The following is an 11987-nucleotide window of genomic DNA, read 5'->3' as shown; positions in this document are numbered from 1 at the left end:
TGGTGACTGCTGGTGCTGCCGATGGGTGGGACTCGTTGTCATCGCGGGGTTTTCCATCCATCGGTCGAACGACGCATGACCACGCCGTTACGTTTTTACGACAGCTTTCGGTGTGTCGCGCGGCCGGGAGCACGGGGCTGTCCGTAGACTCGCGACTGCGCCCGGAAAAGTCCGTCAAAAGCCAAGAATCGTGGCGTACCCGGCCACCATCTCTGGGAGGAGTGCCCGCCACGGTGCCTCTCACCTCCAGTGGGCTCACTGCCTCGGCCTCGTGGCGACGCGGGCGTGGCCGTATGCTCATCGCGCTTGTGGTCGTCATCCTGTTACTGGCCGTGGCCGGTGTCGGGTACGTCGTGAAGACCCGCGCCGACGCGCGCGCCGCGGACCACGCGGCGGCCGGCGCCGCCCAGGCATACCTCGCCAGCTGGCAGAACCTCGGTTCGCTCGGCGACCCGGGTGGGGACACGGCCGTGACCACCGCCGCGCAGGATCAGGGCCGGGCCGGCGTGACCGCTGCCAGCGTGCCAGCCACCATCACCGTGGACCAGCTCGTGGCAACGATGGTCGACGTCCGCACCAGGCTGAACGTCGCGGGAGCCCGCTTCGCAGCCGGCCCGTTGCATCGCCAGGACGCGACGGCGACGGTCGGTTACTCGGCGACCCTCGTCCTCACGGGCTTCGGTGAGCCGTACACCTACGATGGCGTGCTGCATCTGGTGCGCCGCGGCAAGGCCTGGAAGGTGCAGGCCCGTCCCGACTCGGTCAACCCGGCGCTGGCGCCCGGCCTCCGGCTGGACCGTACCCCCTCCACGGGCAAGCGGGGCCAGCTGCTCGACGCGAACGGGCAGCCGCTCGGGGCTGACGCGGAGCTTGCCGGCAACTTGATCGGTCAGGTCTCCCCGCTGTCGGGGCTGCAACGGGTGTATGACCCCGACCTCGCCCCCCACGGCGGCACGGTGGTCGTCCGCAACGATCGGAACGAGACGGTCAGCACCCTGCGGGCGTATCCGATGGCGGATGGCAAGGATGTCCGGACCACGCTCGACCTGAAGGTGCAGCGCGCCGGTGAGGCCGCGGTGGCAACAGCCATCAAGCCCAACGGGGCACTGGTCGCTATCGACACCCGGACCGGCGGGGTCCTGGCCCTGGTGAACCATCCGCTCAACGGCTACGGCCGGGCCGTGATCGGCAGGTACCCGCCGGGCTCCACCTTCAAGATTGTCACCGCGACCGCGGCGCTGATGGCCGGTAAGGACGCGAACACCTCGTTGGACTGCACGCAGACGGTGGCAGTCGGTGGGCGTACGTTCCAGAACGCCGAGGCCGAACAGTTCGGCCCGATTCCGCTGCGGGCGGCGTTCGCCCGTAGCTGCAACACCGCGTTCATCCGTCTCGAGCAGTCGCTGCCGGACTCCGCGCTGGAACAGGCCGCGAAGCTGTATGGCTTCGACGGCACCCAGCCGCTGCCGATCGCGAGTGTCGGTGGCTCGTTCCCGCCGCCCAAGGACGCGGTCGAGTCGTCGTCCGCCGCGATCGGGCAGGGCAAGGTGTCCGCGAGCCCACTGCAGATGGCGAGCGTGGCGGCGGCCGTGGCCAGCGGGACCTGGCGCCAGCCTTTCATAGCCGGCAGTGCGCCCAGGAGCAATGCGTTGCCCCCGGCGGTGGTCGCGCCGTTGCAGGATTTCATGCGCGCGGTGGTCACCGAGGGCACGGCGAACGCGGTTGCCTTTCCTGGTGAGGTGCATGGCAAGACCGGCACGGCCGAGTACAAGGACGGCAACCCGCCGCCGACCCACGGCTGGTTTGTCGGCTACCGCGGCACTGTCGCGTTTGCGGTCATCGTTGAGGACGGGGGCTTCGGCGCGCAGTCGGCGGCCCCGGTGGCGGCCCGTTTCCTGGCGGGCCTGGGCACCCCCTGAGCATCGCCGCCCCCTGACCGTCGCCGGTGGTTGTCCGGGACGTGGTGTTTCGTTGTGGTTGCGCGGAGAACCTTGACGGGGGCGCGAATGTCGGGGAAGGTGGTCGCATGCTTTCCGGAATCCTCGTACGTGAAGAGCGTGCGTAGCCGATCAGAGACCTTGGTCGAGTACAGACTGCGTGCGCCGCCCCTCAGTGCCTTCTGGCACGGGGGGTTTTTTTATGTCCGGCACGACCCACCCGTCACTCCCGTGGAACGTCAAGGAAGACGATCAGATGAGCAGAGAGATCACCGGAGCGCAGTCGCTCGTGCTTTCGCTGGAGGAGGCCGGAGCCGACGTGGTCTTCGGCATTCCCGGCGGCGCGATCCTGCCGTTGTATGACCCGTTGTACGACGCTGAGCGTCTCCGCCACATCCTGGTTCGCCACGAGCAGGGGGCGGGGCACGCCGCCGAGGGTTACGCGCAGGCGACCGGCCGGGTGGGCGTGTGCGTCGCGACCTCCGGGCCGGGCGCGACGAACCTGGTCACGCCGATCGCGGACGCCTACATGGACTCGGTGCCCATGGTGGCGATCACCGGCCAGGTGCCGAGCGCGGCGATCGGGACGGACGCCTTCCAGGAAGCCGACATCTGTGGCATCACGCTGCCGATCACGAAGCACAACTTCCTGGTGCACTCCGCGGACGACATCCCGCGCACGATCGCCGAGGCGTTCCACCTGGCTTCGACGGGACGTCCCGGGCCGGTCCTGGTCGACCTGCCCAAGGACATCCTGCAGTCGACGACGGCGGTACTGCCGGGCGACATCTGGCCTCCCACGCTGTGTCTGCCTGGCTACCGGCCGGTTACCCGACCGCACGCCAAGCAGATCCGGGAGGCGGCGAAGCTCATCAGCTCCGCCCGTCGCCCGGTCCTGTACGTCGGTGGCGGCGTGCTCAAGGCACGCGCCGCCGCCGAGCTGCGCGCATTCGCCGAGCTCACCGGCATCCCGGTGGTGACGACGCTGATGGCGCGTGGCGCCTTCCCCGACTCTCACCCCCAGCATCTCGGTATGCCCGGCATGCACGGGTCGGTCGCCGCGGTGACGGCGCTACAGAAGTCCGATCTGCTGATCGCCCTGGGCGCCCGGTTCGACGACCGGGTGACCGGGAGGCTTGCCTCCTTCGCGCCGAAGGCCGCGGTCATCCACGCCGACATCGATCCGGCTGAGATCGGGAAGAACCGGGCCGCGGACGTGCCGATCGTCGGGGACTGCCGGGAAGTGATCATTGATCTCACTGCCGCGCTGCGGGAGGAGCCGCGGGCGGACCTCGGTGGCTGGTGGCGACAGCTCGACGGCTGGCGCCGGACCTACCCGTTGGGCTACGACCGGCCGGCGGACGGCTCGATCGCGCCGCAGCACGCCATCGAACGGATCGGCGCGATCGCCGGGCCGGACGCGCTGTATGTCGCCGGGGTCGGCCAGCACCAGATGTGGGCGGCGCAGTTCATCTCCTACGAACATCCCTACACCTGGCTGAACTCCGGTGGCCTGGGCACTATGGGCTATGCCGTGCCCGCCGCGATGGGCGCCAAGGCCGGCCGGCCCGACGCGACCGTGTGGGCGATCGACGGCGACGGCTGTTTCCAGATGACCAACCAGGAGCTGGCGACCTGTGCCCTGGAAGGCATCCCGATCAAGGTTGCCATCATCAACAACGGTTCGCTGGGCATGGTCCGGCAGTGGCAGACCCTCTTCTACGACCAGCGTTACTCCAACACCGAGCTCGGTACCCACGCGGGCGGCGCCAGGAATCATCCACGCCGGGTGCCGGACTTCGTCCGGCTCGCCGAGGCGCTCGGCTGTGTGGGCCTGCGCTGTGAGTCGCCGGACGAGGTCGACGCCACCATCGAGAAGGCCATGGCGATTGACGACGCACCGGTTGTGGTGGATTTCATCGTCCACCCCGACGCGATGGTGTGGCCGATGGTCGCCGCCGGCGCGAGCAACGACGAGATCAGGGTCGCCCGCGACATCGCCCCCGACTTCGACTACGAAGAGGTCTGACACGGTGACCACACACACGCTGTCGGTGTTGGTCGAGAACAAACCCGGTGTCCTCGCGCGTGTCGCGGGACTGTTCTCCCGGCGTGGTTTCAACATCGAGTCGCTCGCGGTCGGACCGACCGAGCACGATGACATCTCCCGCATGACGATTGTCGTGGCGGTCGATGAGCTACCGCTGGAACAGGTGACGAAACAGCTCAACAAACTGGTCAACGTCATAAAGATCGTCGAGATGGACCCGGCCGCGTCGGTCCGGCGGGAGCTGATTCTGCTCAAAGTTCGGGCTGACCTGTCGGTTCGTTCGCAGGTCCTGGAAATCGTCGCGCTCTTTCGCGCGAAGGTGGTCGACGTCGTACCCGACGCGGTCACCGTGGAGGCCACCGGGACTCGCGACAAGCTCGACGCCCTCATCCGGATGCTGGAGCCGTTCGGTATCAGGGAACTGGTCCAGTCCGGCATGGTCGCGCTTGGGCGCGGTTCTCGATCGATCACCGATCGTAGTCTGCGGGCTGTCGAGCGGACGGCCTGACCCTCGTTTCGACGTCCCTGCGGCCCGGCGTCCGTCGGTGCCGTGTTCAATCCCCCCGAGGAGAGATTCGATCATAATGGCCGAGATCTACTATGACGCCGACGCGTCGCTTGACAACATCAGCAACCGCAGGGTCGCCATCATCGGTTACGGCAGCCAGGGCCACGCGCACGCACTCAACCTGCGGGACAGCGGTGTTGACGTCCGGGTCGGCCTGCCTGAGCACAGCCGCAGCCGGGCGAAGGCCACCGACCAGGGGCTGCGGGTGCTCACGCCGGCCGAGGCGTCCGCCGAAGCAGATGTGATCATGCTGCTCGCGCCGGACACGGCCCACCGCAAGATCTATGCGGAGTCCATCGCGCCGAACCTCGCGCCGGGCAAGGCCCTCGCGTTCGGGCATGGTTTCAACATCCGCTACGGTCTGATCGAAGTGCCGGCCGGGGTGGACGTGTTCATGGTCGCCCCGAAGGGCCCCGGCCACCTCGTCCGGCGGACCTTCACCGAGGGGAAGGGCGTTCCCGTGCTCGTCGCGGTGGAGGCCGACGCCTCGGGCGGCGCGCTGCCGCTGGCGCTCGCGTACGCCAAGGCGATCGGCGGTACCCGCGCGGGCGCGCTCCGCACGACTTTCACCGAGGAGACCGAGACGGACCTCTTCGGCGAGCAGGCGGTCCTGTGCGGGGGCGCGAGCGCGCTGGTGCAGGCTGGTTTTGAAACGCTGGTCGAGGCCGGGTACCAGCCTGAGGTGGCCTACTTCGAATGCCTGCACGAGCTCAAGCTGATTGTCGACCTCATGTATGAGGGCGGTATCAGCCAGATGCGCTACTCGATTTCCGATACCGCCGAGTACGGTGACGTCACCCGCGGCCCACGGGTGGTGACACCAGCGGTAAGGGAAGAAATGCGCCGCATTCTCACCGAGATCCGGGATGGGTCGTTCGCTCGCGAGTGGATCGCCGAGGACGACGCCGGCCGCCCGAATTTCACCAAGCTCGTGGAGGAGGGGAAGAACCACCCGATCGAGCGGGTCGGGGCCCAGCTGCGGCCACTGATGTCCTGGATCTCCAAGCCGGCTGGCTGACGACCGCTTTCGAGTGGGCGGGCCGCACCCGTGGGGCCTGTCCACTCGGTACGCTTGGCCGCGCTCGCTGGTATCCGCGTCCACCGGCACGCGGGCCCGCGAGGATCTGTCCGTGCCGTCCTCTCGTGTCTTTTTCCACAAGGCCGTCTTCCCAAGGAGCCCTACCGTGCCCGTCGTCCTGGTTGCCGAGGAACTCTCACCAGCCGGGCTGGAGCTGCTGTCCGGCGAGTTCGAGGTCCGTCACGTCGACGGGGCCGACCGGGCCGCGCTGCTGGGCGCGGTCGCGGACATCGACGCTCTGATCGTGCGCAGCGCGACCCGGGTGGACGCGGAGGTGCTTGCGGCGGCCGGGTCGCTCAAGGTCGTGGCCCGTGCCGGGATCGGGCTGGACAACGTCGACGTCGCAGCCGCGACGACCCGCGGTGTCATGGTTGTCAACGCTCCGCTGTCGAACATCCTCAGCGCCGCCGAGCATGCTGTCGCGCTGCTGGTGGCGGTGGCCCGCCGGATTCCCGCGGCCAACGCGGCGCTGCGCGCCGGTGAGTGGAAACGGTCGAAGTACGTCGGGGTCGAGCTCGCGGACAAGACCGCGGGTGTCGTCGGGCTCGGGCGTATCGGCGTGCTGGTCGCGCAGCGGCTGTCGGCGTTCGGTATGCGGATGGTCGCCTACGACCCGTACGTCTCGGTGGCCCGCGCCGCCCAGATGGGTGTCCGCCTGGTCGAGCTCGACGAGCTGCTGGCCATCAGCGACGTCATCACGATCCACCTGCCGAAGACCCCGGAGACACTCGGCCTCATCGGCAAGGACGAGCTTGAGCGCGTCAAGCCGGGTGTGATCATCGTTAACGACGCCCGGGGCGGGCTCATCAACGAGTCGGCGCTGGCTGACGCCATCCGGGACGGCCGGGTCGGCGGTGCCGGTATCGACGTGTTCGCCACCGAGCCGACCACCTCCTCGCCACTGTTCGAGCTCGACAATGTCGTGGTCACCCCGCATCTGGGGGCCTCCACCCAGGAGGCGCAGGACAAGGCGGGTCTTGCCGTCGCCCGGTCGGTACGCCTGGCGCTGCGCGGTGAGTTCGTGCCGGACGCGGTGAACGTGCAGGCGGGTGGAGTCGTGGCCGAGGAGGTGCGGCCTGGGCTCCCGCTCGCGGAGAAGCTCGGCCAGCTGTTCACGGGGATCGCCGGAGGGCTCGCCGCCGGGATCACCGTTGAGGTCCGCGGCGAGATTGCCGCCCATGACGTGTCCGTGTTGCAGCTCGCCGCTCTCAAGGGAGTGTTCACCGACATCATCGAGAAGCAGGTCACCTACGTCAACGCGCCGCTGCTCGCCGCGGAGCGGGGGGTCGACGTCCAGCTTGAGACGTCGGAGGAAAGCCCCGACTACCGCAATCTCGTCACGGTGCGCGGGGTGCTGGCGGACGGTACGACCGTGTCGGTCAGTGGCACGCTCACCGGTCCCCGTCAGGTCGAGAAGGTCACCGCGATCGACGACTTCGAGGTGGATCTCCGCCCCCAGGCGCACCTGGCGTTCTTTCGTTACGCCGACCGGCCGGGTGTCGTCGGAGCGGTTGGCGCGCTGCTGGGCGAAGCCCAGATCAACATTGCGAGTGCGCAGGTCAGCAGGCGCAAGGCCGGCGGTGAGGCGCTGATGTCGCTCTCGCTCGACGACGCGGTGCCCCAGGACATCCTGACCGAGATCGCGAAGATCATCGGAGCGTCCGCGGCACGTGCGGTCAGCCTCAGCGACGAGTAGGAGACGGCTGGTTAGAGCGCCCGGCAATAGGGGACGCGGCGTCGCGGGGCTGGGGCACGCACCTCGCCGCGTTGTCGTCAGTCGCCACCCAACGCCAGGGTGGCTCCCTCCGCCGCCTCGCGATGCACGCACCCCAGCCCCGCTCCTTGATCCACACCCCTATTGCCGGGCGCTCTTATTGTTCTGTCGCACTCGTCCGAAAGCTATCGGGTATACGTCCGATCGCGTGTCGGAATCCGCGGCCGTGACCTGCTCCCCGGTTCGCTTGCCGTGGTGTGGGAACCGGCGTCCCGGGTTTACCGTGAATGCCATGGCTCGGGACGGTTGTCAGGACCCCTTCGAGGGGCTGTGCCTCGACGACAGCTTTGTGCGCGGGGCGCGCTTCGTCGAGCCTTCTGCCGACGAACGCGCCGTGACGCATGGTGAGGTGCGATCAGCTCACTGCCGGGTGCAGCCCGCCCACCGCGGTGTCCCGAGCGCCTTCCAGCGCTGGGCGTGGGCGCCGGCTTCCCCGCGTGGCCGCCGGGCCACCCGGTTCGTGGCGCTGGTGACGGTGTTGGCCGGGGTAGCTGGCCTTGGGCTGTTCCTGCTCCGCCACGGTGTCCCGCGCATGGCCGCGGTCTCGGCGCCGGCGCCGTCCGCGGGTATCCCGGCCCGGGTGTATGACCGCGCCGGCAGCGGCTCGCCCGGCGTGGCTCCGGCGAGCCCGGCCGTGAATGTGGCGAGCCCGCCGCCCGGTGGTGATCAGCGGTTCGCGGTTGACGCGGCCCTGTTGGCGGGCCTGCGGGAGGGTGACTGCCTGACATGGACCCCCGATCCGGCTCGTACGGTCCTGCCGATCCGGGTGCCATGCGAGCAGCCGCATGTTGATCAGGTTACCCGGGTGCTCGACCTTGCCGGCCCGTTCCCAGCCTGGCCCGTCTGGCCGGGTCCGCACGAGCTGGCGAGCGCGACCCGGATGAACTGCCCGGACGTCGCGCGGAGCTTTGCCGGCAGCACCGAAACGGTTCCGGACGTGCGGACCGCGTCCATGTATCCGGAGGAGCCGGAATGGCTGGCCGGCGCCCATGGCCTCGTCTGTACGGTCCGCACGGGCGATCTGCGGCCGCGGGTGGGGCCGGTGCGGGCCGTGGGTGTGGCCACCTGAAGCGTTCCCGGACCGGCCTCTGACGCACCCGCCGTCCTATGGTTCCGCTTCGGATATCAGCGTCGAGGGAGTAGGCTCAGCCGGCAATGCGCGCGCTCCTGCTTCTTAGAGCGCCCGGCAATAGGGGAGTGGATCAAAGAGCGGGGCTGAGGTGCGTGCATCGCGAGGCGGCGGAGAGAGTCACCGGAGATGTTGGGTGGCGACTGACGAGCCGGGGTACCCGTGCCCCGCGCGGCGATGGACGGGGAGCGATGACGCGAGGTGCGTGCCCTGGCCCCGCGATGCCGCGTCCCCTATTGCCGGAGCCTCTTAGCTGCCGCGGCGGGGCCTGAGACAGGTCGGCTTCCTCGCCGCGGAGTTCGGTGCGCGCCGGCCGCCGCAGGCTTTTCCGCTGGAAGCTTGGAGCAGCAGAGCAGTGACTACCTCGCAGCAGCCCTCGGGCATGCCTATCGACAAGTACCGGCCGTTTACTCCGGTGGACCTGCCGGACCGGACCTGGCCGGGCCGCACGATCACGCGGGCACCCCGGTGGTGCAGTGTGGACCTGCGTGACGGCAACCAGGCACTGATCGACCCGATGACGCCCGCACGCAAGATGCGGATGTTCGATCTGCTTGTCCGGATGGGTTACAAGGAGATCGAGGTCGGCTTCCCCGCCGCGAGCCAGACGGACTTCGATTTCATCCGTCAGCTCATCGAGGGCGGTCATATTCCCGCTGACGTCACCGTGCAGGTACTGACCCAGGCCCGGGAGGAGCTGATCGAACGCACGATCACCTCACTGATCGGGGCGCCTCGGGTCCTGGTGCATCTGTACAACTCGACGTCGACGCTGCAACGCCGAGTCGTGTTCGGGCTCGATCGCGAGGGCGTCAGCGACATCGCCGTCCAGGGCGCGCAGTGGTGCGCCCGCTATGCGGACAAGCTCCTGAGCGGAAGCGATGTCCGGTGGCAGTACAGCCCGGAGTCGTTCACCGGAACGGAGCTGGAATACGCCCTCGAGGTGTGTGAGGCGGTCATGGACGTCTGGCAGCCGACGCCGGACCGGCCGGTGGTGCTGAACCTGCCCGCGACCGTCGAAATGGCCACACCCAACGTCTACGCGGACCAGATCGAGTGGATGTCACGCAACCTGACTCGGCGGGACAGCGTCGTGCTGTCCCTGCATCCGCACAATGACCGTGGCTGCGCGGTCGCGGCCGCCGAGCTCGGGGTCATGGCCGGGGCCGACCGGATCGAGGGGTGCCTGTTCGGGAACGGCGAACGCACCGGCAATGTCTGTCTGGTGACCCTCGGGCTGAACCTGTTCTCCCAGGGCGTCGACCCCGAAATCAACTTCAGCGACATCGACGAGATCCGCCGCGGCGTCGAGTACTGCAACCAGCTTCCGGTGCATCCCCGCCACCCCTATGGCGGCGATCTTGTCTACACCGCGTTCTCCGGTTCGCATCAGGACGCCATCAAAAAGGGTTTCGAGGCGATGGAGCGGACCGGGCAGCGGCGCTGGGAAGTGCCCTACCTGCCCATCGACCCGATGGACGTAGGCCGGTCATATGAGGCTGTCATCCGCGTGAACAGCCAGTCGGGTAAGGGCGGCGTCGCCTACCTGCTGAAGTCGGAGCACTCGCTGGACCTGCCGCGCCGGCTGCAGATCGAGTTCTCCCGCGTCGTGCAGCGCCACACCGACGGTGCCGGCGGCGAGGTGACCGGTACGCAGCTGTGGGAGATCTTCTCGCGTGAGTACTTCCTCGCCGGTGACGACGCGGACGCCCCGCTGGAGCTGCTGGGTTCCCGCACCACGGCGGCACATGGCGAACGCGACGAGGTCAATGTCTCGGTGCGCATCCACGGCGGCGACGAGGTCATCAGCGGTACTGGTAACGGTCCGATCGACGCGTTCGTGACCGCTCTCGCCGAACGGGACATCGATGTCCGGGTGCTCGACTATCACGAGCACGCTCTCGGCTCCGGCGCCGACGCCCGTGCTGCCGCCTATCTGGAGGTGGCTGTGGGGGGCCGGGTGTGCTGGGGCGTCGGCATCGACCCGAACATCGTCACAGCCTCGCTGCGGGCGGTGGTGAGCGCGGTCAACCGGGCCGCGCGGGACAAGGGCATCGTCGACCAGCCGTGACGACGGGCCGCTGGACGCGATGTCACCGGACCTCCACGGGGAGGCTGACGGAGATCTCGAGGGGGAGGCTGGCTGGCTTGGCCGGGGCAGCCGGGGCAGCCGGGGCAGGGTAGCTGACCGGGCAGCGGGAGCCCGGCTGCCCGGGAACCCGGCCCGCCGCCCGCGCGGACGGCGGCGGGCCGGCCATCTCCGCGAGGCGGAGCAGCATGCGCTCGACCCGGACCAGGCCGACGGGGTGCCCCATCTCGGTGACCACCACAACCGGATCGAAGCGCTGGGACGGCGTACGGCTCATCGCGCGGCGCGCCACCTCGACGACATGTTCATCGGGCCGGGCGCACATGCCGGCCAGACCACCGCGGGTGATATCGCCGCTGGCGGTGCCGTGGCCGGCGCCGATGGCACCGCTCCGGGGCCGGGGCACCATGCCGGGCCGGCGGGTGGCTGCCGCTGGGGCGTCGCGGCGGGGGCGGGCGTCCCCACCGGGGGCCCGTAGCTGTTCGAGCAGGCTGCTCATGCCGTCGCCGCGCGCTGTCCGCTGGGCGAGCAGCCGGATGCGCCGAGAGATCGTCGGGTCCAGGCGCTGCCAGCTGGCCGCTGGGCGGCCCAGGTGCCAGCCTTGCCCGAACGGGATGCCCAGGGCCACGAGCATGGCCAGTTCCTCGTCGCGCTCGACCCCCTCCGCGATCACCCATGCGCCGAGCCGGTTGGCGAAGACGTTGACCAGTTCGGCCAAGGTTCGTCTGACCTGGTCGACGTTTGCGCGGGCGACGAGGTCCCGGTCGAGTTTGACCAGCTCGGGGCGGATCAGCGCGAGCTGGCGAAGTCCCGCGTAGCCGGAGCCGACGTCGTCCAGCGCGATGACGCCGCCGCGGTCGCGCAGCGCCTGGGTGGTGACGACGATCTCAGGGGCACGCTCGGCGGTGCTGACCGCCTCGTTGAGCTCCATGACCAACCCGTTCAGGTCGGCGTCGAGCCAGACCGCGGCGACCTCCGGAGCGGTCAGCAGGTGCGGCATGACGTTGACGGTGAGAAAACAGTTGGGCGGGAGCCGGTCGCGCGCCGCGAGCGCCTCCCGCAGGACCCTGGCTTCGAACCGCGCGGCGACCCCGGCGCGATCAGCGGCGGCGAACCACAGGTCGGGCGATGGCGCCGCGCTCGCCCCGAAGCGCGCAAGCGCTTCATAACCGGCAATCACACCGCGGCGGAGGTCGACGATCGGCTGGAAGACGACCCGCGGCTGACCGGGATCGGCCAGCGCCCGGTGCAGCGCCACGGACCATCCACCCGTGCCGTCGGTCGCCTTCTCGTGGCCGGGGGGGCTCGTGGCCGGGATTTTTTCAAGAATCATGCGCCGTTCACCCCTTTACGCCGTCGCGT

At 69.2% G+C, this 11987-nt stretch carries 8 protein-coding genes; 7 read left to right on the top strand and 1 reads right to left on the bottom strand.

Translation table 11 applies throughout. The features are described 5' to 3' along the window. Window positions 1–293 precede the first annotated feature (293 nt). From MJ783_RS13200 to leuA, 7 genes are all read left to right on the top strand, one after another. On the top strand, window positions 294–1919 hold the full coding sequence (locus MJ783_RS13200) for a penicillin-binding transpeptidase domain-containing protein (protein WP_239310724.1): 1626 nt from the start codon (window positions 294–296) through the stop codon (window positions 1917–1919). A gap of 220 nt (window positions 1920–2139) precedes the next feature. Next, complete coding sequence (locus tag MJ783_RS13195; protein WP_255720533.1) at window positions 2140–3966, top strand: acetolactate synthase large subunit; 1827 nt, start codon at window positions 2140–2142, stop codon at window positions 3964–3966. Window positions 3967–3970: 4 nt separating this feature from the next. After that, a complete protein-coding gene (gene ilvN / locus MJ783_RS13190; protein WP_239310722.1) occupies window positions 3971–4495 on the top strand; it encodes an acetolactate synthase small subunit in 525 nt (174 codons plus the stop codon). Between the two features lie 76 nt (window positions 4496–4571). Beyond that, window positions 4572–5573 carry a ketol-acid reductoisomerase gene (gene ilvC, locus MJ783_RS13185; RefSeq protein WP_239310721.1) on the top strand — a complete coding sequence of 334 codons (1002 nt, stop codon included), beginning with the start codon at window positions 4572–4574 and terminating at the stop codon, window positions 5571–5573. Between the two features lie 166 nt (window positions 5574–5739). Beyond that, window positions 5740–7329, top strand: coding sequence for a phosphoglycerate dehydrogenase (serA, locus tag MJ783_RS13180; RefSeq protein WP_239310720.1), 1590 nt, complete (start codon window positions 5740–5742; stop codon window positions 7327–7329). A 310-nt stretch (window positions 7330–7639) separates the two neighbouring features. Continuing rightward, window positions 7640–8476: a septum formation family protein gene (locus tag MJ783_RS13175; protein ID WP_239310719.1), complete on the top strand. Its 837-nt coding sequence runs from the start codon at window positions 7640–7642 to the stop codon at window positions 8474–8476. Window positions 8477–8918: 442 nt separating this feature from the next. Then, the gene (gene leuA / locus MJ783_RS13170) at window positions 8919–10607 is read left to right on the top strand and encodes a 2-isopropylmalate synthase (protein ID WP_239310718.1); all 1689 of its coding nucleotides are present in this window, start codon (window positions 8919–8921) and stop codon (window positions 10605–10607) included. Window positions 10608–10629: 22 nt separating this feature from the next. Here leuA and MJ783_RS13165 read toward each other — a convergent pair whose 3' ends face one another. Then, on the bottom strand, window positions 10630–11958 hold the full coding sequence (locus MJ783_RS13165) for an EAL domain-containing protein (RefSeq protein ID WP_239310717.1): 1329 nt from the start codon (window positions 11956–11958) through the stop codon (window positions 10630–10632). Window positions 11959–11987: the final 29 nt, after the last annotated feature.

Origin of the sequence: Protofrankia sp. Cj3 (assembly GCF_917627355.1) — a bacterium.
In the GTDB taxonomy this organism is placed as follows: Bacteria; Actinomycetota; Actinomycetes; order Frankiales; family Frankiaceae; genus Protofrankia.
This window is presented reverse-complemented; position numbering and strand designations above follow the sequence as displayed.